Raw genomic sequence first — 21,649 nt, 5'->3', positions numbered from 1 at the left:
CTATTACAAAATAATCACAACGTTGATATTTGCTCACCCGTGGCATGATTCCGTGACGATAATTTACGCAGATATGCGGAGAGCTATCAGCACATTATTGTTGGTCACCTTGGCCAGCTCTCTGGATCCTTAGTGCAAACTCCCAAGACAACCGGTCTTTAGAGTCTTAGATCGTTTTCAGTTTCACCAGATATATCCGCCCTACTGCTATACGGAATCGTATTCGCGATTATCGAATTGTCCTTCGCAAGATCGTTCTCTCGCAATTCCTGAATAAAACGGCTATGGTGAAATCAAGGTTCAACGGTTCAAGTATTCACCGGCACAAGCTCCGGAGAATTCACGAAACCTGAGGGCCTTACATGGGAATCCAGACACTCGTTACAAAAACGTACACAGGAGGATGGATAATGCCAGGTCGATTTGTACGATCCAAGATTGCGGAACTTGTCAGCGAAATCATTAATTCGCGACAGGGCCGTGCTCAGCTCAGCGCTCACGGCTGGGTTCAAGGAATGCCGATTGTCATTGCGCAACCGGAAGAGAGCCTCAGCGACGTGATGTCACTGGTAGCGGCCCACCAACCTCCAGTACTGGTCGCCACCACTGACCCAACAAATGGTGATCTGTGGTTTATGTACGTCTCCATCGGTTGCACTGCTTTGCAGGTTGTTGAGCCCCTTCCTCAAAAGACCACCATCGAGCAGCTGTACCGCTCGGCAATCCCAACAAGTTTCTTAACTTTCCGCATTGCTCAAATGCCGGCCAGCTCGGTGGTCCATGCAATCGCCCCACAGCACGTTAAGCATGAGGGCGGCTACACAACGGTGGAAGCTTCCACTTCACACAGTCTCTAACCCTGCGCTTTAGGCGCATCACTAGCCGGCGAAGATCATGTCCGATCCAAGCTTCATGATGAGCGCACTGACGACAACAACAAATACGATGCGGATGAACCCGCTGCCTTTGGAAATCGCCATGCGCGCACCGAGGTATCCGCCGATCATGTTCATAACACCCATGGCCAGTCCCAGCCCAACAAGTACGTGTCCGGTGGGGACGAACAAAAGTAGCGCGCCAGCATTGGTGCACAGGTTGACGATTTTTGCTTTCGCCGAAGACTGCAGGAAGTTGTAACCGAGCACGGTGACCATGGAGATGATCAAGAACGAGCCCGTTCCGGGCCCAACCATGCCGTCATAACCGCCGATAATGAGGCCAATCGCCAGGGCGCGCAGGTAGTGCTTGCGTCCGGTGTAGCGAAGCCGTGAAAGTTCGCCGGCTTTCGGTTTGAAGATGGTAAAGAGTAACACCGCAATTAGAGCGGCGATGATAATCGGTTTGATCGCTTGTGCAGGCAGAATTGTTGCCAATCCCGCTCCACCGAATGCACCAACCAGCGCTGTAGCCGCCATAGGGAGTGCGGTCTTCAGATCCGGACTAGTGCGCCGATAGTACGTGACCGCACTGGTCGCGGTACCAAAAATTGATCCAAGCTTGTTAGTAGCGAGCGCCTGTACCGGAGTAATGCCCGGAAAAAGTAGTAGCGCGGGCAATTGAATCAGTCCTCCACCGCCAACCACCGCGTCGATCCATCCAGCACCCAAGGCAGCTAATAACAGCAATGCCAAGGGCCAGAGGGATACGGGTTCACCGTTGACGGACAGGAATTCCAATACTTCTTGCACCGCGCTACTCCCCTATTTAGTTTTTACGTACGGCCTTTTAGGCTGTCAGCTCAGCAACAACATCTTCGACCTTGACGTCGCGACGTTCACCAGTGGCGCGGTCCTTGACCTCAACCACTCCGTCAGCCAAACCGCGGCCAACCACAACGATGGTCGGCACACCGATGAGCTCTGCATCAGAGAACTTCACACCAGCAGATAGCTTTGGACGGTCATCCAAAATGACTTCCTGGCCGGCAGCTTCAAGCTCATTAGCCAGCTTCTCCGCAGCCTCAAGCATTTCGGCGCCCTTGCCAGTGACCACGATGTGAACCTGGGCTGGAGCAATCTGCTTAGGCCAAGCAAGACCGTTTTCATCATGGTAAGTTTCGGCCAGTGCGGCTACTGCGCGGGTTACACCGACGCCGTAGGAGCCCATGGTGACAACCGTGAGCTTGCCGTTCTGGTCAAGAACCTTCAGGTCCAATGCCTGTGCGTACTTACGTCCCAGCTGGAAGATGTGGCCCATCTCGATGCCACGCTCGGTCCTTAGTGGACCGGAGCCGTCCGGAGCAGGATCGCCTTCGAGTACGTTGACGCCTTCAATGGTGCCGTCAAAGGTGAAGTCGCGGCCTGCAACAAGACCGAAGACGTGCTTGCCCTGCTCGTTGGCGCCGGTGATCCAGGTAGTACCTGAAACCACGCGAGGATCAACCAAGTACGGGATGGCATTTTCGGTATCTTTGCCCAGCAACTGGTTATCCAGACCCAAGGCTGGGCCGAGGTAGCCAGTAACAATCTCAGGGTGGCTCTTCAAATCCTGCGCAGTAGCCTGCTCAACACCGACTTCGCCGTTGATACCCAGTGCGATACCAACGGTTGCTTCCAAACGCTTCTCGTCGACCTGACGGTCACCCGGAATGCCCAGAACAACTAGGTGGCGGTTTCCTTCAGGATCAATAACAGCCAGCACCACGTTTTTCAGGGTGTCTTTGGCTTCCCAAGCGCGATCTTCACGTGGACGCAGCTCGTTGGCTGCAGCTACCAGCGTGGCGATGGTTGGGGTATCGGGCGTTTCGATGACTTCGTATGCCGGTGCATTGGTGAAATCAATGTCCTCAGGCACCACGGTGGTGACGGCTTCAACGTTTGCAGCATAACCGCCAGCCGAGCGGACAAAAGTGTCCTCACCGATCGGTGTTGGGTGCAGGAATTCTTCGGATTTGGAGCCACCCATGGCGCCAGCCTGCGCGAAGACCGGAACAACTTCCAGACCCAAGCGCTCAAAGATCTTCAGGTACGCACCACGGTGAGCCATGTAGGCCTCGTCCAGACCGGCATCATCGATGTTGAAGGAGTACGAATCCTTCATGATGAATTCGCGTCCACGTAGCAGGCCCGCGCGTGGACGTGCTTCGTCGCGGTACTTGTTCTGGATTTGGTACAGGTAAACCGGCAGGTCCTTGTACGAGTTGTACAGGTCCTTGACCAGCAAGGTGAACATTTCCTCGTGGGTTGGGGCCAAAAGGTAGTCGGCATCCTTGCGGTCCTTGAGGCGGAACAGTCCATCCCCATATTCGGTCCAACGACCGGTCTGCTCGTATGGTTCGCGAGGCAGCAGTGCTGGGAAATGTACTTCCTGGCCACCGATGGCGTTCATTTCTTCGCGCACAATAGCTTCAACACGCGCAAGGACCCTCAAGCCCAGCGGCAGCCAGGTGTAGATACCCGGGGCTGCGCGGCGGATATAACCAGCGCGGACCAACAGCTTGTGGCTGGCGACTTCGGCGTCAACCGGATCTTCACGCAAGGTGCGCAAGAAGGTAGTGGAAAGCTTCAAGACCACTGAGGGGCGTCCTATTCCGTCCGTCGACGCCGAAAGGGTATTTCGGTGCCGACTAGCTATGCAAAATCAAAAGGGTTTTTGGCCGCAAAGTCGACCAGTTCTAATGCTACCGCTTCGCGTCACTTCCCAATAAATTCAAGGGGAATCGGCTAGCTCGTGTTGCGGATTTTCCTTACCGTACATCTGCTGTCTATTCACCGGCATCTTTGGTTACGCCCGAGCAAGACATGGGCAGAGCTTCCTGCCACTTGGAGATTCATGGCCGAGCATTGCTCAGCGCACCGGCACGACGAATTAGAAAAGCTCCCCTACAGTTCGATGTGAACTGTAGGAGAGCCTTCCGAATTTGCTACTGACTACTTAGCGGTTTCCTTGATTTCAGCAACGCCCTTGTTCAGCTCAGTGGTGAGCTTCTTCAGTACGTCTTCCGCTGATTCTGAACCGTCGCCACCGGAGTAGGCGACGACTACAGCATTACTTCCCACGAGCCCCTGTACCTGGTACGAACCGCCCGGGAACTCCTGGCCATTGACCGTCATGGTGGTTTGGGTGGCAATGGTGGTGTCAGCGTCAGAAGTCGCATCCAGGATCTTTGCCGATGCGGCGATCTCCTGGCCGGACATGGACATCGTGAACTTGTCACAGCCCTGCATATCCTTCTTTTCCGCCATTTGCTTTGCCTTGTCCAGCTTGGAAGTGTCCTCATATCCAATGACTGAATAGGTGGTGGACGCAGTGCCTTCACCGGTCACCATGGCGACTGCCATGTTAGTACCGTCGAGGTTCTCTGTTCCCTGCTGAGTGACCAGTTCGGCGCACTTCTCGGGCTTGATGTTCATCTGCTCGATGAGCTTCTTGGAGTCAGGCAGTGCTGCCTTGATGGTGTCACTGTCCATGACCTGAGCCTTGGAGTCATCACCCACCATGGACTTGACGACGGCGGTGGTCTGATCCGCGGTCAGTGCCTTGGCTTCGGGAGCCTGTGCTTCAGCGGCTTCAGTGGCACCGGAACTGCTTGCAGCGTTGTCGCTGGAGCCGCCACAACCGGTCAAAGCGAATGCTGCCGCGATCGGCAGCACCCAGAAAGCATGCTTCTTCATGATGTAATCCTCACGTCGGTGATGAAATTCCAACTACAGTATTACACAACACGTTCGAAATAAAAGTATTTACCAGAACTATTGCACCGATTTGATTTCATCAAAAGCTTGATCCGTTAACTTGACTGCTTCGGTGGCAAGTTCGGCCGGTTGCACGGATCCGGTCTGCAGCGTAATTAGAACAAAATTATTGCCATCTAGCGCTTGAACTGCGACTGAATTCAACGTTTGCCCACCACCTGCATCCATAACCGTGGACATGGTCAGCGCGTGTTCGGCATTCACGTCCATAGGCAAGATCTGACGTTTTGCTTTGAGTTCTTTGCCGCTCTGTTCGATAGTCACCGTGCTGCAGTCTTCTAGGTCGTCAAAGGCCAGTGCATTTAATACATTCGCCCTGGTGGCTTCATCGGTGATGGAAAATATCTGGACCACCTTGCCCACTTCTTCCGAACTGCTAGTCGAGGTCGCCGCCACCGAACTGGTTAGGTCTGTAACCGAATACTTGGCGTTGAGCTCTGCACATTTTTCAGGCTTAATTCCGGCTGGCATTTCTGCGTCTTTGGCAGCTTCAAGCTGGGGTTGCATCTGCTCGTTGCTTATAACCTGTACTGACTGGTCGGACTTTAACAATGTGGATGCGACGGTTTCTACTTGCTTTGCGTCCAGACTCTTACCGTCTCCTGCGCCCTGGCTCTGGCTCTTTGCAGATTCAGAAGGCTGACCCGGCGTCCCGTTTTCTTCACTGTGCACACCGCCAGAACAACCGGCCAAGGCCAAAGATGCGGTCAGTGCAACCATGGAAAATACGAAACGCTTGGTCATAAGTTGTCCTTAACGAGTGTTGAAATTGGGCCGCCTGGCGATCTGGATCGCCTATTTCAGCGTCTTGAGCAACTCGTTGATCGTCGATTGTGCCGCTTGAATTTGTTGTTTCGTTTGGCTTGGGGTTGTGGATTGCTGCAAGCCGATCAGCACATTTGAATTGCTGGAACTGACCACAAGCTGTTGCTGAGTAGATTTACCGTTACTGCTTGTGGACACGGAGGCCTCATCGTGATCCGCGTCCGAGTCCAACGCTTGTTCAGCTAGGTGGTAGGCCCGTCGTTCTCCATTGGCGGTCACCGAATAGCGCGAGCATTGCTCATTGGCAGCATTTTTGGTTTCCCAATGCTTTCTCAAAAGCTGCTCATCTTTGTAGATGGCAACCGTGAGGTGACGGCCTTCGAATTCAACCGCGGCCATAGTGGCATTCTTCAGCTGGTCGGCCACCGGCTGGGCGAAGGTGACTCCGCACTTACTTGGATTGACCTTGATTGATTCGAGCCATTCCTGCGCCTTTGGAATAGTTGAGCGCAACTGCTGGTCAGAGAGTACAACAGCGTTTTTATCCGAAGATGTGAAGTCCGCTAATTTACGTTGCAACTGGTCGCTATCAAGGCTAACTAGCTTTTGGGAACTTGGCTCAGGAGTTGGTTCAGGGATTGGCTCAGCCTGGCTACAACTACTCAGGGCAACGGCACCAATGCACAGCGCCATGGCCAGCAACAATCGAGAACCGTTAGAAGGAGCCACAAATTTTCCTATCTCAGATCAGTTAGAACAAGATGGTCGCGAACGTGTCGACCTGCTCAAAACCGATGCGCTGATAAGTCTTCATCGCGGGCACATTAAAGTCATTTACATAAAGGCTGGCAATGGGCGCAAATTGCAGCGCGTACTGGACGGTGGAGCTCATGTAAGCAGCTGCTAGGCCAAGTCCACGGTAGCGTGGATTGACCCAGACTCCCTGGATCTGGACCGCTTCATCAGTGACCGTTCCCAAATCAGCTTTGAAAATCACGTCACCATGTTCATCGCAGTCAATGACTGTGTGGCCGTCTCGAATGAGTTGGCGTACTCGGCTGCGGTAGAAGCTTCCGCCATTTTCTAGCGGCGAATACCCAAGCTCTTCTTCAAACATGGCAGCGCTGGCGGGAAGTACCAGATCAAATTCGTGAATCTTTGCGGCTCGCAAGGGATTCTGCTCAATGCCATCAGGAAGTTGCGAAATCGTCATCAACGGCTGATTTTCCCGCACATCAAAGATAGGCTGCGGTCCTTCGCGCAGCACTTCGTGCATCGGAAGAACCGACGTGGCGGGCCCGAAAACCGAGGCAAAGCGCTGTCGAGAATCCAAGGCGTGGACTGCAAACTTTTGCGCCTGATCTTCGCTCATGGCGGTGGGCGCCACGTTGGCACCCACCCAACATGCAGCTGCCAAACCATCGTCACCGTCGACCCCAACAATATGGGCAAAGCCATCGGGGACGGCTGAACGGTGCATACTCACCTGAGAACGGGTGAAAATATTGGCGACGGGGTCGCGGTCGAGTAGCTCGATGAGGGCCGTCGTATCACGACGGCCCAGAGTCCGCGGCACCCTTGTGTCGTCTCGTCGGCTTTCTTTAGCTGACGGAGACCACGGGAGAACCCGAGGTAGGATTCTCGTCATCGTTCAGTCCCATTTCATCAGCCATACGGTTAGCTTCTTCGATCAGAGTCTCAACAATCTGGTCCTCTGGAACGGTCTTGATGACTTCGCCCCTGACGAAGATCTGGCCTTTGCCGTTGCCCGATGCCACACCAAGGTCAGCGTCGCGCGCCTCGCCTGGTCCGTTGACAACACAGCCCATAACGGCCACACGCAATGGAGCCTTCATTCCTTCAAGTCCCGCGGTGACCTGTTCAGCCAAGGTGTAAACGTCCACCTGGGCACGTCCACACGAAGGGCAGGAAACAATATCAAGCTTGCGAGGACGCAGGTTCAGCGATTCCAGAATCTGGTTGCCAACCTTGACTTCCTCAACTGGAGGAGCCGAGAGCGATACACGGATGGTGTCGCCGATGCCCTTTGAAAGCAGTGCGCCGAATGCCGTAGCGGACTTGATGGTGCCCTGGAATGCGGGACCAGCTTCAGTCACGCCCAAGTGCAGTGGCCAGTCACCACGTTCGGCTAGAAGTTCATAAGCACGAACCATGATGACTGGGTCATTGTGCTTTACCGAAATCTTGAAGTCGTGGAATCCATGCTCTTCGAAAAGCGAAGCTTCCCAGACAGCGGATTCGACCAATGCTTCTGGAGTCGCCTTGCCGTACTTCTGCAACAGGCGGCGATCCAGCGAACCGGCGTTGACGCCGATACGGATTGAGGTGCCGTGATCCTTGGCGGCCTGAGCGATTTCCTTGACCTGGTCATCGAACTGGCGAATGTTTCCTGGGTTCACTCGAACCGCACCGCAGCCAGCTTCAATGGCAGCAAAGACGTACTTCGGCTGGAAATGAATATCTGCAATGACCGGGATCTGCGACTTCATCGCAATGATCTTCAACGCGTCAGCGTCTTTGTCCGTAGGACAGGCGACACGCACGATGTCACAACCGGCGGCAGTCAGCTCTGCAATTTGCTGCAAGGTCGCGTTGATGTCGTGAGTTTTTGTGGTGGTCATCGACTGGACCGAAATCGGCGAATCGGAACCTACACCAACCGAGCCGACCTGGAACTGGCGAGTCTGACGACGTGGTGTGAGAACCGGCGGTGGGCCTGCCGGCATGCCTAGGCTGACCGAAGTCAATGGACGCCTCCGAGTAAATTGTGGATAAATCTCTTAGTCCAAGTATGTCACCGTATCGAGGTGAGCGGGTACTCATGCGAGAAAGGCCACGGGGTCACCGTGGCCTTTCTCGCAGTAATAGGCTGATTTTGCTGACTAGGTCCTAGTTGGCTTCAGCAATTTCTTTGATGCTGTTGAGCACGGCTGCAACCTGCTCAACAACCTCAGTGTCATCCTTCGGGTGCAGCTCAGCGAAGCGAACAACCGAGTTTGGAATTGCCAGCTTGACGTCTTCCAGGACGTTGGCGCCAGCGATGTTCAGTGCCTTGCGAGCTTCATCCTGAGCCCACACGCCGCCATACTGGCCGAATGCGGTGCCAACAACAACGGTTGGCATGCCCGAAACTGCGCCTGCACCGAATGGGCGTGAAAGCCAGTCAATGGCGTTCTTCAGAACTGCTGGCATGGTGCCGTTGTACTCAGGGGTCACCAAGATCAACGCGTCAGCTTCGCCGGCTGCATCGCGCAGAACCTGTGCCGTTACTGGAACGGTACCTTCGACGTCAAGATCCTCATTGTAGAAAGGAATGTTTTCTAGGCCGCTGAATACCGAAACTTCGACGCCCTCTGGAGCGTGGTGAGCGGCAGCTTCTGCCAACTGAACGTTGGTCGAGCCGTTGCGGAGGGATCCAACGAGGGTGAGGACCTTTGTGGCCATGGGTGTGCTCCTAAAAGACGGAAATAGAAAAAGAAGCTGACGCTTCATCTATTTCCAACTATGAATGATGCCCATCCATTCCACGAAACAAGGTGACCGGGATCACTTAACCCTTAGACACATCAATCTCGCCCTGGCTTTTGCCGTAGTTGCTTAGTGACCGAGCGGTTGGATTTTGCATTCAGTCTGCGTCGCTGCGAACCGCGGGTTGGCTTGGTCGCCTTGCGGGTTGGAGCATCCGGCGCCAAGGCTTTCGAAACAAGCAGAGCAAGCTTGTCCATAGCAATCTGTCGATTACGCCATTGGGAACGTTCCTCGGAGGCACGAACTACCACGGCGCCAGAAACGAGCCGCGATGCCAATTTCTGCAGGAGCCGCTCACGTTGCCAGGGCGAAAGTACTCGCGAGGCGCCGATCACCCACGAAAGCTCAGCCCGAGAGTCGGAAGTATTAACGTGCTGGCCACCGGGACCCGAAGAACGGCTGAAATTCCACGAAAGCTCGGAGTCCGGTATGACTAGCGAATCGTTGACATGCAGATCCATCGTTGACTCCTCTCCCGGTCGGTCCCAGATGACTTCTCAATAGCTACTTAAATGCTGATGCCCTCGCCCTCCAGTTTCTGGAGCGCGAGGGCTTAGCCTACCAATAATTTAGGAAGCGAATTCCTGCAATAGCCCGATAACTGGATTCCACTCGGTGACGGTCGTCTTTGCAATCGCGCCGACCTTGGCAAAGGGGTCATTGGCAAGGAACTCATTCAAGCCCTCTTCGGACTCGGCAGCAAAGATCAACAACGCACCATTATTGACCGGAGTCGGACCCGAAACGAGAACTCGAACCGGTCCTTCAACAAGAAAATCGCACAGGTACTCACGGTGTGCCGGGCGGTGTTCGTTTCGTAGTTCATCGGAGTCTTGGGCGTACACGTATTCAACAGCATAAACAGTCATAACTACACCTTAATTCTTGTCGCCTAGAACAGTTGTATTGGCTTAAAAATATCTGCATATATTAAGAGGCCGCCCATAACCAGCATGGCTACTACGACAACGTAGGTCAGTGGCAGGAGCTTGACTGTGTCCACCGGCTTCACGTTTTTCAGTTTGAAGATCCGAGCAAAGAGCCGTTTGATGCCATCGTAAAGCGCGCCAACTACGTGACCACCGTCCAAGGGCAAGAGTGGAATGAGGTTGAATGCGAATAATGCAAGGTTCAGTCCCCCGACCAAGGACAGCAGGGTCGCGAACTTGTCCCCCACGGAAATGGAGTCTTCTGCACTGATTTCTCCGGCGATCCGACCGACGCCAACAATAGAGACCGGCCCATTCGGATCTCGCTCGCTACTACCAAAGGCAGCCTGAGCCACATCAACCATGCGCTGAGGCAAATGCAGGATTACGTCTCCGATGGTCAGAAGCTGATTACCAATCACTCCTGGCACCGAGCTCAATGGCTTTGTCATGTCCTTTTGTAAGGAACTCATTCCGACAAATCCAACCTTGGTCATGATGGTCTGGCCCTGATCATCTGTGAGCGCATAGCCGTTTTCATCGGTGGCAGGACGGTCAGTCAGATACGGCGTCATCGTGGTGGAGTGGCTACTGCCATCACGCTGGTAGTCCAACGTAATCGACTTTCCCGGGTTGTCTCTAATGACGTCGGTGAGCTCGTACCATTCGCCTTCTTTGACGGCATTGCCGTTGACGGCGGTAATGGTGTCACCAGGTCGGAGCCCCGCGGCATAGGCCGGCGCCTGCTCATCCTTATCGGTGCACTGCTTTTGATCCGCATCCTGCGCGGTGGAAATGCACTGGTAAACCTCGGAAACGGTGGTGCTGGGAGTTGCTTGGCCGAAGCTGGTGAGCACGATGGCAATGACCACAAAACCAATGATCAGGTTCATCAGTGGCCCACCAAGCATGATGATTACCCGCTTGTAGACCGGCAACTGGTAGAACAGGCGACCTTCGTCGCTGGGCAACACATTTTCATTCGCTTGTGAGCGAGCGTCGTCAACCATCTGGCCGAAAACCTTTTGGAACAGGTTCGGTTTTTTCTCCGGCTGCCCCTCAACTGTTTTGGCTCGTGGTGGGTACATGCCCACCATGGAAATATAGCCACCCAAAGGCAGGGCCTTGATCCCATACTGAGTCTCGCCACGTTTGAACGAGATCAGAGTTTTGCCGAAGCCAATCATGTACTGCGGTACACGCAGTTTGAAAAGTTTCGCAGGAACAAGGTGACCGATTTCGTGTAGCGCAATGGACAGGCCAACGGCCACGACCATAAAGAGGATGCCTCCTATGAACAGGATGACGCTCATGCTTTGGATCCCACGATCTTCGTTGCATGGGCACGGGCCCAACGGTCGGTTTCAAGAACGGTTTCAACGCTGAGCTCAGCGTTGATTGGCGTGTAGTTATCTAGGACGCACTCAATGGTCTCAACGATGTCGGTGAACTGAATTTGTCCTTCATGGAATGCATCAACGGCAACTTCGTTTGCTGCGTTGTAAACGGCCATGTGAGTTCCCGAGGCCGCGGCGGCTTGCTTAGCAAGTTTCACCGCGAAGAATACGTCTTCGTCCAGGGGCTCAAAGGTCCAGCTAGCCGCCTTGGAGAAATCGCATGGTGTGGCGGCCCCGGTAACGCGGTGTGGCCAGTTGATGCCCAGAGCAATAGGCAGGCGCATGTCTGGTGGCGAGGCTTGCGCAATCACCGATCCGTCAATGAACTCCACCATGGAGTGAATGATTGACTGGCGGTGTACCACTGGCTCGATTTTCTCCAGTGGAACATCAAAGAGCAGGTGAGCTTCGATGACTTCCAGCGCCTTATTGACCATGGTCGCCGAGTTAGTGGTCACCATGCGACCCATGTCCCAGGTGGGGTGAGCCAACGCCTGGGCCGGAGTCACGTCACGCAATTGGTCATAGGTGTAGCCAAAGAATGGTCCACCAGATGCGGTGACCAATAACTTTGCAACTTCGTCAGGAGTACCCGAACGCAAAGCTTGCGCCAGCGCCGAGTGCTCAGAATCAACTGGCGATATCTGGCCCGGGGCAGCAATTTGCTTGACTACTTGGCCACCGATAATCAGCGACTCTTTATTCGCCAGGGCCAGTAAGTGGCCAGCTTCCAAAGCCGCAATCGTTGGCGCTAAGCCGATAGCTCCAGTGATGCCGTTGAGCACCACGTCGGCTTCGTTGAACCCAGCAATGGTGGTCGCCGCACCTTCTCCGGCCACCAGTTCTGGTTCATAGCCGGTAACCGAAGCATCAGCAGCAGCCCGCTTGATCGCGGAGGCAAGATCATCGGTTGATTCCGACGCACAGCCGACAATTGCCGGGCGGAACTTCACCGCTTGCTGGGCTAGCAGATCCAAATTGTAGCCACCGGACAAGGCTGCCACAGAGAAGTTTTCTGGCGCCTTACTAATGACGTCTAGACCTTGAGTGCCGATGGAACCGGTAGAACCGATCAAGCTGACCCGGCGAGGATGCCCGGTTGGTACGAAAGTTTTTTGGGAGCTCACTCAACCATTATGGTTCGTTTAACTGTGAGCGCCCAAAGAGCGCCACACGTTGTGTTTAACGTGCAGCGCTCTGCCGGTCTAGGGACTACAGGCCCAGACTGCGAGCAATGAGCATTTGCTGTACTTGCGTGGTGCCTTCGCCGATCTCCAAAATCTTGGAATCGCGGTAGTGCCGTGCGACGAGGGATTCATTCATGAACCCGTATCCTCCAAAGATCTGGGTCGCATCGCGCGCGTTATCCATGGCAGCCTCGCTAGCAATAAGTTTGGCGTGAGCAGCTTCGATCTTGAAGTCTTTTCCGGCCAGCATCTTGGCTGCGGCCGCGTAGTAGGCCAGTCGCGCGGTGTGTGCTCGGGATGCCATCCGAGCAATCATGAACGAAATGCCTTGATTCTTGCCGATAGCGGTACCAAAGGTTGTTCGGGTCTTGGCGTATTTCACTGCCTCGTCCAAACATCCTTGCGCCGCCCCAGTAGCAAGGGCGGCAATAGCGATGCGCCCCTCATCCAGGATTTCCAAGAAGTAGGCATAGCCGCGTCCTCGTCCGCCCAAGAGGTTTTCTTCTGGGACACGTGCGTCATTGAAACTCAGTGGGTGGGTGTCGCTGGCGCGCCAACCAACTTTGTCGTAGGCCTTCTCTACAGTAAATCCTTCGGTTCCGGTGGGCACGATAATTGCAGAAATTTCTTTTCTACCTGTTGCCTCATCCACCCCGGTTACTGCCGTGGCCGTGACGTGAGAGGTGATCTCAGTTCCGGAGTTGGTAATAAATTCTTTGGCCCCGTTGATAACCCATTGACCATTTTCCAGTGATGCTTTGGTTAGCGCCGCCGAGGCGTCAGAGCCTGCGCCCGGTTCAGTGAGTCCGAACCCTGCAAGACGCTGTCCGGTGGCAAGTGGTTCAAGCCAACGTTGCTTCTGCTCTTTGTTGCCGAACCGATATATGGGCATAGCCCCTAAAGAGACTCCAGCCTCTAAAGTAATGGCCACCGATTGGTCAACCTTGCCCAGTTCTTCGAGTGCCAAAGCCAGATGGAAGTAATCTCCACCAGAGCCACCGAACTCTTCAGAAATCGGTAATCCAAAAAGCCCCATTTGTCCCATTTGTTTAACAACGTCATAAGGGAAAGCATGATTGGCGTCGTTTTCAGCGCTCTGTGGAGCAACGACTTCTTGGGCAAATTCGCGGACCATGTCTACCAGGTCTTGGTACTGGTCATCGAGTTCGAGGTTGATCATCAGACTCTCTCTTCGTTGAGGAACTAACGCACGCGATACGCAGAATGTTTGACGAGCCCAGTGATGATCGTTTGTTGCGATCAGCGAGCATATGTCTTGGAAGCACACTGCGCGACGCGTATGGTTAATACTTGTTAACTGATTGCCGCCTACTGGTCGGTAAACAGCTTCATTTTTGACAGTAGTGGCACGCGTCACACTTGTCCAGAGTTCGGCGTAGCAGTCGTAAGGAGATGATGGTGATGGCGAGCAGATATCAAGCCCTCAATGAACCAACTGACCGCGAACGCGCCAAGGCCGAGCGACGAGAAGCCCTACTGCGCGAAGCCACCAGACTGTTTGCCCAGCACGGTTACGCAGGAGTCTCTCTAGAAGATCTCGGTGCTGCCTGCGGGATCTCAGGCCCGGCGGTTTACCGTCATTTCGCGGGAAAACAAGCCGTATTAATTGCGCTCTTGGTAGACATGTCAAAGGACATCTACGACGGCGGACAAAAGGCCTGCGAAGCTGGCGGCACAGCCTTGGAAGTGCTCTCCCGCCTAGTTGATTTCCACACCGATTTTTCGCTGTCTCGCCCGGACATTCTTCAGGTTCAAGACCGCGATCTGAAATCCTTGCCCGCGGCGGAATTAGCCTTGGTGCGCAAGCTCCAAAACTCGTATATCGCGTTATGGACCAATGAACTTGCCAAGCTGCATCCGACTGGTTCCAAGCAATCTCACCGCTTCCGGGCCCATGCCGTATTTGGACTGTTAAACTCGACAGCCCACTCAGCTCACTCTCCGAGAACTAAAAAGTCTGGTCTTAAGCCACTTTTGTCTAATATGGCTCTCGCTGCGCTCACATCCCCGGTAGTGTAGTTCCCAAGCCAATGTTCCGCAGCGTTCCGAAAACGGCATGCTGACCTACCCGATTGAAAGGCCTTTATCGTGCAGCTACGTGAAGTCCGCCCTTCCGACTTGGACGCATTCTTTGCTCACCAGCAAGAACCCGAGGCGAACCTCATGGCCGCTTATCAGGCGCGTAATCCAGCCGACCGCGCGGTATTCGACCACCACTGGAACTCGATCTTGAATGATCCAAGTGTTCTAGTACGCACCATTGAAGACGACGGTGACGTCGTCGGGTCAATCTTGGTATTTGACGGCGAAACTCCAGAAATCAATTTCTGGACTTCCACTAAGTACTGGGGCAAGGGAATCACCACCAGCGCGGTGGATGCCTTCCTCGCTGAGTACACCAAGCGTCCACTGACCGCACACGTGGTTCAGGACAATCTGGGATCCATCAAGGTACTTGAGCGCCGCGGCTTTAAGACCGTTGGCACTGAGCAGATCTTCTCGAACGCTCGTGCCGAGGTTGTCACCGAAAACGTTATGCAGCTGGACTAAAACTACAGTCCAAAAATAGCCGTTTAATAGATGAGGAGCTGGCCCACTAGGGCCAGCTCCTCATCTATTCACCATCAATCAGAACCGAGGATCGTAGTCCCCTTTGCCTCGGTCTATATCTTTGCGTGCCTTGCACAACGCTCTTGATGTGGGCGGGTCACGGTCTTCTAAGGCATCCGCCCTTTTATCCAAGCCTCTGAAGGCGCCGATGATAAATGGACACGCACAGCGCCGTTAGCGTTGCGTCGGACCTTCGGTACTCGAATACCACTCAAGGAGCCAGATGTTCTCCGGCTCCTTGAGTGGTTTTTCTGGTACTACCTATCGTGCGTTGTTCAGCAAACGCCACGCTTCGCGACGTTCTGCCTGAGCATGCGGATCAGGCACAGGCGCGGCAGCCAAGAGGCGCTTGGTGTAGTCGTGAGTTGGCGAGTGCAGCACGGTGTTGACCATGCCTTGTTCCACGGCCTTACCGGACTGCATAACAACTACCGCGTCGGCAAGCATGTCCACCACGGCCAAGTCGTGGCTGACAAAGAGGCAAGCGAAGTTGAAGTCGCGCTGCAAGTCCTGAAGCATTTCGAGTACCAGGGCCTGAACGGAAACGTCCAGTGCACTGGTTGGCTCATCAGCGATCAGCAGTTCAGGATTCAGAGTCAGCGCGCGAGCAATACATATACGCTGACGCTGTCCACCGGAGAGCTCATGAGGGTAACGGTTGATCACGTTGCGTGGAAGCTTTACCGCATCGAGTAGTTCCTGCGCTCGCTTAATACGAGAAGCTTTGGTGCCTACCTTGTGAACTACCATCGGCTCGGTGATGCAATCGCCAATTGGGAAACGAGGGTTCAGCGAGGCAGCCGGATCCTGGAAGATCACACCGATCGATTTGCGAACCGCACGAGCTTCCTTTGGTGAAAGCTTCGGAAGGTTGTGCCCCTTGACCGACAGGGTTCCTTCGGCCACTGGTAGCAAACCGAGCACTGCCTTAGCGATGGTCGACTTACCTGATCCGGACTCCCCCACAATGCCCAAGACTTCGCCCTTGGCAATATCAAAGCTCACGTTTTCCACGGCACGGAAAATAGTTCCACGCATGTCATATTCGAGAACAAGATCTTTGGCTTCCAATACCAGTTCACGACCCGGAGGAGCCGTAGCGGTACTGTGTGGAGCATGCTCAGCGATATCAATCGGAGCCGACAGTCGCGGCACTGCCGCCAGCAAACGCTGCGTATACTCATGCTGCGGATGTAGCAAAACTTGATCAACTGAACCGGTCTCAACCAAGTTTCCTTGGAACATCACGGCGACTTCATCAGCCATATCTGCCACCACACCCATGTTGTGGGTAATGAGCAAGATACCGGTATTCAGACGGTCCTTGAGTTCGCGTAGCAGATCCAAGATTTCGGCCTGCACGGTTACGTCCAGTGCGGTGGTTGGCTCATCCGCGATGATCACCTTCGGATCACAAGAGATGGCCATGGCGATCACGATGCGCTGGCGCTGTCCACCGGAGAACTGGTGTGGGTATTGCTTGACGCGCTTTTCAGGTTCAGGAATGCCGACCAAACGCAGCAGCTCAATGGCTCTGTCGGTTGCTTCCTTGCCATAGGCAATGTCGTGCAGTTCCAGTGCTTCGGTGAGCTGGCGTTCAATGGTGAGCACCGGGTTCAGCGCCGTCATTGGTTCCTGGAATACCATGGCGATGTCGGTGGCCCGCATCTTGCGGAGCTTGCTTTCTTCTAAGCCGACCACATTGACGGTACCGACCTTGGCCGAACCTTCAACGATTGCGTTACTAGGTAGCAAACCCATCGCAGCCGTTGAGGTAACCGACTTACCAGAACCAGATTCACCGACTAATGCGACGACCCGTCCTGGACGAACCGTCAGCGACAATCCCTTAACTGCATGAACGTCTGATCCGGAGGTCTCAAAGGTGACGTTGAGGTCTTTAAAACTCAGTGCGTATCCGCTTGAGTCCTGTTCGTTTATTGGCGCTGCATGGCTCATGGCTTGTCCTTGCGGGTTGGCATAGCAAATAGTCCGGCACGGCGACGGCGTTTCTTACCGGTTTGGCGTGGGTCAAAAGCATCTCGCATTCCGTCCCCGAGGAAGTTGACGGCTAGTGCGATCACCACGATGATCATGCCAGGCCACCAGAACAGCCATGGACGGGTCACGAAGGCATTTTGGTACTGGCTAATGAGCAGTCCAAGTGACGACTCCGGTGGCTGTACGCCAAACCCAAGGAAGGACAGCGACGATTCGAGCAAAATGGCGCCAGCGATGGCGAAGGTCGCGTTCACAACGATCACACCGACGGTATTTGGTAGCAAGTGTTTTGCGATCACACGGCTGGTTTTTGAGCCCATGGCTTGTGCCGCCGCGACGTATTCGCGTTCGCGAAGGCTGAGGATCTCACCACGAACAAGTCGAGCGAGTCCGGTCCAAGTGACCAAGCCCAGTACGAGCGCTAGGGTGATGATCGACCCTGAGCCGTGGCCTGCCATTTGGCCCAAAACAGCGGCCAGAACCAACAGTGGAATCACGATGAAGAGGTCGGTGATGCGCATAAGCACTTCATCAACCCACCCGCGGAAGTATCCGGCCACAGCTCCGATAACTGCGCCAAGGAAAGTGGCAACGAGCCCGACCACAAGGCCGATAATGATTGATTTCTGGGTGCCGTTCATGACCAAAGCAAAATAGTCTTTGCCGACCGAGTCCTGGCCGAAAGGATGATCGCCAATCCGAATTCCCGAACCGCCCAGCCATGTTGGCAATAGCGACAATGATGGCTTACCGCCATTGATCACGGAACCAGCATCTAGGTAGCTCTGTTTCCACCAGCCGGGAATCGGGCCGATACCAATGGAGGTAAAGGCGATTACGGTGATTAGCACCAGCGTCACTGCGGAGATCATGGCTGGCTTATGTTTGAGGAATCGCTCAAAAATGATCCGCGATTGGCTCTTCGATTGTTCGGTCGAAGCAGCAAGCTTCGCGTCCTCCACCTCAGCAATTGAGGTGAGGTTCTCTGGAGTCTTGTCGTTTATATTACTCATCGGTAGTCCTTATTTCCTTAGACCCGGATCCGCGGATCAAGCAGCGCGTAAACTATGTCGGCGAGGAGATTGAAGAGGACCGCAGCGGTACCCGTAACTAGGAAGAATGCCATCACTGGTGCAGGGTCGACGGCGTGTAGGCCGGTGCTGAACATATCGCCCATTCCCTTCCAGCCAAAGACCGTCTCGGTAACTACCGCACCACCAATGAGGCCTGCAAAGTCGAAGGCCGCGATAGTGGCAATCGGGATCAGTGCGTTGCGGAATGCGTGGCGGAAAATTACGGTTCGTTCGCTCAATCCCTTGGAACGCGCGGTACGGATGTAATCCTGCTGCTGTACTTCAAGCATCGACGAACGGGTGTACCTGGAATAACTCGCCAATGAAATGATCGCTAGCACGATCGTTGGCAACAAAAGCTGAGTTGCATTGTCTAGGAAGGAATCCCAGTACCCGCCACCAAGGTTGGCCGTGGAAGATCCGATAGTTCCGATCGGACGTCCTTTCAGCTCAAGGAATCCAGGCCATGCGCGGAAAATATGATCCACGACGGTAAGGGTAGCGCCGACAAAACCAACCAGCATGGATACGCCGGCAGCAGTTTTGGAAAGGCGTCCACCCATGAACTTGCCGATTACTCCCGGGACAGCCACGGCCAGAATCGCGCCCATAATCAAGATCCAGGTATTCGCATCTTTGAGTAGCCAGAAGGTTGCGTAGTACAGAGCTGCTACGAGAGCAACGGTGACCAAAGCCGGGTAAAGAATTTTCTTCTCTTTTAGACCACCGGTCATTGCGGTTGCAGAGAGCGCAAGAAGCAGGGTGAGGATCACAATGATCGCTGGACCCATTTGCGGATAGCGGTAGAAGTTCAACCAAACACTGTATTGCAGGAGCAATGGAACGAAGATGGCGGTGATTAGAAAAGTCACTCCGCGCCGTTTGAGCGAACCGGCCAAGAGCATCTGCAAGATCAAGCCAACAACGACACCAATGAGGATACTTCTACCCAAAGATATTTCAGGGTTTTCCAACCAGTTGTTGTAGCCAATTGCCATGTACTCCTTGAGCAGAACGGCAGCCCAGAATACTGGCAAAGAGAAGAATAGGAAGGTCAAGAACGTGATGATGTAGTCAAGTCCAGAGTACTGACGAACGGCCGTAATCACGCCGATCGCGATACCAAGAATCGCAGCGATGAATGTCGCCAAAAGTACCAAGCGCAAAGTCGAAGATGCTGCATTGGCCAAAAGCCCGCTGACTTCAACGCCGTTGATATTTCTGCCTAGATCGCACGAGCCGACAACGCATTTGCCGACCCCTCCTAGCCAGGAAATGTACCTCAGGTACCAAGGCTGATCAAGGTTCAAATAATCGGAGCGCTGTTGCATCAGGTATTCGCGATTTTCTGCGTTGCTCTCACGCAGGTCGGCCAACGGATCGCCGGCGTTGATTACCAGCACGTAGAGCAACAGGGAAGCTCCGAACAGCACGCCTACGGCGGAACCTAATCTCTTGAGAATGAACTTCAACACGGTTCTAATGTCCTCTTTCTATTCACCTATTTGCGTTGACGCCATCCGGTGCTGATGGTTGACGCACCGCGGGGCCCGATATCGATCGGACCCCGCGGGCGCTCACAGTTGGTGTTTGCTGTTGGTATGCCGTTGCGGCTTACTCAGCGCGGGACCACTGTTCAGCGTTCCAAACAATGCCACCCTGCGTGGCTGTGTGTCGGACGTTCTGGACATCTGAACCCGAAGCGCTCAGGCCAGGGTGGGCGAATACTGGGATTCCGTAGAGGTCATCCCACAACAGCTTTTCAATCTTCTTGGTCTGTTCAGCGTGAACTGCAGGGTCCAAGGAGGTTGCAAGCGTGGTCCAAGCTTTATCCACCTCTGGGTTTGAGTACTTGCCGTAGTTCTGTGGCTTGCCCGTTGCGTAGATGTTCTGACCGGAAGTAATCTGGCCCGAACCAGCCCAAGCGAACAGTGCTACTTCGTAGTCACCGCGTTCCTGGGTTCCGCCTGGTGCGAAGAATTTAGCATCGCCTGCATCTTCGACCTTGAATCCAGCCTTGTCACAGGAAGACTTGATCGCTGCGACCTCGTTGGTGCGGCGTTCGTTAGGGGCCGAGTAACCGATGCGAATCTTGGTTCCTACAGCGTCCTCAGATTCCAAGATCTTCTTGGCGCCTTCAATGTCTACCTGGTCATAACGGCCATCGTAAGCAGCGTCCACAGTCTCTTGGTAGTTTTCCTGGAATGGGAAGACTTCGCGTGCATTCATGACCTGAGCCTCTGGGTTCAGCGGCTTGATCAAGTTGTCAACGATTTCCTGACGAGGAACGCACATTGCGAATGCCTTACGCAGTTCCAAGTTGGTCATTTCATTGCCCTTGGCAAAGTTGAAGTCCAAGTGCTCCCAAGTTAGAGTGTCACCCTTTTGGATGTTGACTGCACTGCCCAGTCCCTCCAACTGCGCCAAGGTATCTACCGTTGGCTGAGGAGCGATGACGTCAACATCTTTGTTCTGCAGAGCCTGGACCATGCCGGTGTCTGCCAAGAAGCGGAAGGTCAGGTTCTTGGTGGCTGCCGGGGTACCGTAGTAGTTCTCATTGGCAGTCAAGGTGACCGACTCGCCGGCCTTCCAAGAGCCCAACTTGTATGGACCGGATACTGGCATATCTGCCTCATCAGGCAATGTGCCTGGCTTGGTCATCCAGCCTTCGTTCCAGAACTTGGCTGCTTTCTCAAGTTTCTTGGAATCGCCGTCACGCACAGCCTTCACGAATTCTTCGGTGCTCAGGCCACCCTTCTTGGCAACGACGTGAGCTGGATGCATCATCCAGGTCTGAATCTGCCAGTCCGGATCTGGGTTCTTGAAGGTTACGGTGAATTCCTTGCTGTCCGCGGCCCCTTCAGGACCCTTAGGAACAGTGTCACCGAGGTCGGTCGAAACCGAGGAGAAGAGTGGCTTGTCCTTTGAACCGGTGTTGAGGTTCAGGTTCTGCATCGCCCAAGCCATCACTGCGTCAGCAGTGGTGATCGGAGTGCCATCGGACCACTTCGCGTTGTCATTGATGGTGTACTTGATGGTCAGTGGATCATCGCTGACCTTCTCGTAGGAGCCGAGGTCGGTGTTTGGGTAGACCTTGCCGTCAGTACCCATGTAGTAGAAACCAGCGAACAAACGGTCAGTGATGCCCGAGTTGTAGGTGGAGTAAGTCTGCGGGGTGTAGCCGTTGTAGCTAATGAATTCAGGAGCGCCAATAGTGGTCTTGATTTCATCATCTTTGGTGGTGACGTCACCCAAGTCCGCGAGGCCCGAGTTCTCGGCCTCGACTCCACCATTCGAGCCAGGACTCTTGCTGGCATCGCTAGTAGCGTCGCCGCCGCCTGGTGCACAAGCCGACAGTGCTAGGGCTAGAGCAGCGCCTACTGCTACTGCTTTCGAAACGCGTTGAATCCGCATTTCGCCTCC

Annotated in this window: 20 protein-coding genes; 3 read left to right on the top strand and 17 right to left on the bottom strand. The window is 54.3% G+C overall.

The genetic code is table 11. The features are described 5' to 3' along the window. The first annotated feature begins 410 nt into the window (after positions 1-410). On the top strand, positions 411-857 hold the full coding sequence (locus AC1Z3F_RS02155; RefSeq protein ID WP_131089996.1) for a hypothetical protein: 447 nt from the start codon (positions 411-413) through the stop codon (positions 855-857). Positions 858-878: 21 nt separating this feature from the next. On the opposite strand, the gene AC1Z3F_RS02150 is transcribed toward AC1Z3F_RS02155, so the two are convergent. The 13 genes from AC1Z3F_RS02150 to AC1Z3F_RS02090 all read right to left on the bottom strand — a co-directional run bounded on the left by AC1Z3F_RS02150 (position 879) and on the right by AC1Z3F_RS02090 (position 13,701). Next, positions 879-1,667, bottom strand: a complete 789-nt coding sequence (locus AC1Z3F_RS02150; RefSeq protein ID WP_396268674.1) for a sulfite exporter TauE/SafE family protein — start codon at positions 1,665-1,667, stop codon at positions 879-881. A 58-nt stretch (positions 1,668-1,725) separates the two neighbouring features. After that, positions 1,726-3,513, bottom strand: coding sequence for a proline--tRNA ligase (locus tag AC1Z3F_RS02145; RefSeq protein ID WP_131089998.1), 1,788 nt, complete (start codon positions 3,511-3,513; stop codon positions 1,726-1,728). A 356-nt stretch (positions 3,514-3,869) separates the two neighbouring features. Beyond that, positions 3,870-4,613, bottom strand: a complete 744-nt coding sequence (locus tag AC1Z3F_RS02140) for a hypothetical protein (RefSeq protein ID WP_131089999.1) — start codon at positions 4,611-4,613, stop codon at positions 3,870-3,872. Positions 4,614-4,691: 78 nt separating this feature from the next. Beyond that, a complete protein-coding gene (locus AC1Z3F_RS02135) occupies positions 4,692-5,438 on the bottom strand; it encodes a hypothetical protein (protein WP_483566491.1) in 747 nt (248 codons plus the stop codon). 51 nt (positions 5,439-5,489) lie between these two features. Further along, complete coding sequence (locus AC1Z3F_RS02130; protein WP_131090001.1) at positions 5,490-6,188, bottom strand: hypothetical protein; 699 nt, start codon at positions 6,186-6,188, stop codon at positions 5,490-5,492. Positions 6,189-6,210: 22 nt separating this feature from the next. Further along, positions 6,211-7,035 (bottom strand): GNAT family N-acetyltransferase, encoded by an 825-nt coding sequence (locus AC1Z3F_RS02125; RefSeq protein ID WP_262198130.1) that lies wholly within the window; start codon positions 7,033-7,035, stop codon positions 6,211-6,213. A gap of 25 nt (positions 7,036-7,060) precedes the next feature. Next, a complete protein-coding gene (gene ispG, locus AC1Z3F_RS02120; protein WP_131090002.1) occupies positions 7,061-8,227 on the bottom strand; it encodes a flavodoxin-dependent (E)-4-hydroxy-3-methylbut-2-enyl-diphosphate synthase in 1,167 nt (388 codons plus the stop codon). 142 nt (positions 8,228-8,369) lie between these two features. After that, the gene (locus AC1Z3F_RS02115; protein WP_131090003.1) at positions 8,370-8,924 is read right to left on the bottom strand and encodes an NAD(P)H-dependent oxidoreductase; all 555 of its coding nucleotides are present in this window, start codon (positions 8,922-8,924) and stop codon (positions 8,370-8,372) included. Positions 8,925-9,046: 122 nt separating this feature from the next. Next, positions 9,047-9,469 carry an alternative ribosome rescue aminoacyl-tRNA hydrolase ArfB gene (arfB, locus tag AC1Z3F_RS02110; RefSeq protein WP_131090004.1) on the bottom strand — a complete coding sequence of 141 codons (423 nt, stop codon included), beginning with the start codon at positions 9,467-9,469 and terminating at the stop codon, positions 9,047-9,049. A 108-nt stretch (positions 9,470-9,577) separates the two neighbouring features. Continuing rightward, positions 9,578-9,877, bottom strand: coding sequence for a YciI family protein (locus tag AC1Z3F_RS02105; protein ID WP_483566490.1), 300 nt, complete (start codon positions 9,875-9,877; stop codon positions 9,578-9,580). Between the two features lie 23 nt (positions 9,878-9,900). Next, entirely contained in the window at positions 9,901-11,250 is a 1,350-nt protein-coding gene (locus AC1Z3F_RS02100; RefSeq protein WP_131090006.1) for a M50 family metallopeptidase, read from the bottom strand. Beyond that, a complete protein-coding gene (dxr, locus tag AC1Z3F_RS02095) occupies positions 11,247-12,461 on the bottom strand; it encodes a 1-deoxy-D-xylulose-5-phosphate reductoisomerase (RefSeq protein ID WP_131090007.1) in 1,215 nt (404 codons plus the stop codon). Before dxr ends, AC1Z3F_RS02100 begins: the two co-directional genes overlap by 4 nt. 85 nt (positions 12,462-12,546) lie before the next feature. After that, complete coding sequence (locus AC1Z3F_RS02090) at positions 12,547-13,701, bottom strand: acyl-CoA dehydrogenase family protein (RefSeq protein ID WP_131090008.1); 1,155 nt, start codon at positions 13,699-13,701, stop codon at positions 12,547-12,549. A 242-nt stretch (positions 13,702-13,943) separates the two neighbouring features. Between AC1Z3F_RS02090 and AC1Z3F_RS02085 the strand changes: the two genes are divergently transcribed. Both AC1Z3F_RS02085 and AC1Z3F_RS02080 read left to right on the top strand, forming a co-directional pair. Next, positions 13,944-14,561, top strand: coding sequence for a TetR/AcrR family transcriptional regulator (locus AC1Z3F_RS02085; protein WP_242632570.1), 618 nt, complete (start codon positions 13,944-13,946; stop codon positions 14,559-14,561). A 69-nt stretch (positions 14,562-14,630) separates the two neighbouring features. After that, the gene (locus AC1Z3F_RS02080; protein ID WP_131090010.1) at positions 14,631-15,092 is read left to right on the top strand and encodes a GNAT family N-acetyltransferase; all 462 of its coding nucleotides are present in this window, start codon (positions 14,631-14,633) and stop codon (positions 15,090-15,092) included. A gap of 321 nt (positions 15,093-15,413) precedes the next feature. On the opposite strand, the gene AC1Z3F_RS02075 is transcribed toward AC1Z3F_RS02080, so the two are convergent. The 4 genes from AC1Z3F_RS02075 to AC1Z3F_RS02060 all read right to left on the bottom strand — a co-directional run bounded on the left by AC1Z3F_RS02075 (position 15,414) and on the right by AC1Z3F_RS02060 (position 21,640). Then, on the bottom strand, positions 15,414-17,111 hold the full coding sequence (locus AC1Z3F_RS02075) for an ABC transporter ATP-binding protein (RefSeq protein WP_131090011.1): 1,698 nt from the start codon (positions 17,109-17,111) through the stop codon (positions 15,414-15,416). Then, complete coding sequence (locus AC1Z3F_RS02070; protein WP_131090012.1) at positions 17,108-18,166, bottom strand: ABC transporter permease; 1,059 nt, start codon at positions 18,164-18,166, stop codon at positions 17,108-17,110. Before AC1Z3F_RS02070 ends, AC1Z3F_RS02075 begins: the two co-directional genes overlap by 4 nt. Before the next feature lie 17 nt (positions 18,167-18,183). Further along, positions 18,184-19,701, bottom strand: coding sequence for an ABC transporter permease (locus AC1Z3F_RS02065; protein ID WP_131090013.1), 1,518 nt, complete (start codon positions 19,699-19,701; stop codon positions 18,184-18,186). Positions 19,702-19,840: 139 nt separating this feature from the next. Next, positions 19,841-21,640, bottom strand: a complete 1,800-nt coding sequence (locus tag AC1Z3F_RS02060; RefSeq protein WP_131090014.1) for an ABC transporter family substrate-binding protein — start codon at positions 21,638-21,640, stop codon at positions 19,841-19,843. Positions 21,641-21,649: the final 9 nt, after the last annotated feature.

This window comes from Glutamicibacter sp. MOO4 (genome assembly GCF_056934395.1).
Note: the sequence above shows the minus strand (reverse complement) of the source record. Positions and strands in the feature narration are given on the sequence as shown.

Excerpts from the sequence above, each read along its gene's own strand:
- AC1Z3F_RS02155 (WP_131089996.1), top strand. The coding sequence starts at position 411 with ATGCCAGGTCGATTTGTACGATCCAAGATTGCGGAACTTGTCAGCGAA.
- AC1Z3F_RS02140 (WP_131089999.1), bottom strand. The coding sequence starts at position 4,613 with ATGAAGAAGCATGCTTTCTGGGTGCTGCCGATCGCGGCAGCATTCGCT.
- AC1Z3F_RS02135 (WP_483566491.1), bottom strand. The coding sequence starts at position 5,438 with ATGACCAAGCGTTTCGTATTTTCCATGGTTGCACTGACCGCATCTTTG.
- AC1Z3F_RS02115 (WP_131090003.1), bottom strand. The coding sequence starts at position 8,924 with ATGGCCACAAAGGTCCTCACCCTCGTTGGATCCCTCCGCAACGGCTCG.
- arfB (WP_131090004.1), bottom strand. The coding sequence starts at position 9,469 with ATGGATCTGCATGTCAACGATTCGCTAGTCATACCGGACTCCGAGCTT.
- AC1Z3F_RS02105 (WP_483566490.1), bottom strand. The coding sequence starts at position 9,877 with ATGACTGTTTATGCTGTTGAATACGTGTACGCCCAAGACTCCGATGAA.
- AC1Z3F_RS02100 (WP_131090006.1), bottom strand. The coding sequence starts at position 11,250 with ATGAGCGTCATCCTGTTCATAGGAGGCATCCTCTTTATGGTCGTGGCC.
- AC1Z3F_RS02090 (WP_131090008.1), bottom strand. The coding sequence starts at position 13,701 with ATGATCAACCTCGAACTCGATGACCAGTACCAAGACCTGGTAGACATG.
- AC1Z3F_RS02085 (WP_242632570.1), top strand. The coding sequence starts at position 13,944 with ATGGCGAGCAGATATCAAGCCCTCAATGAACCAACTGACCGCGAACGC.
- AC1Z3F_RS02075 (WP_131090011.1), bottom strand. The coding sequence starts at position 17,111 with ATGAGCCATGCAGCGCCAATAAACGAACAGGACTCAAGCGGATACGCA.
- AC1Z3F_RS02070 (WP_131090012.1), bottom strand. The coding sequence starts at position 18,166 with ATGAGTAATATAAACGACAAGACTCCAGAGAACCTCACCTCAATTGCT.
- AC1Z3F_RS02060 (WP_131090014.1), bottom strand. The coding sequence starts at position 21,640 with ATGCGGATTCAACGCGTTTCGAAAGCAGTAGCAGTAGGCGCTGCTCTA.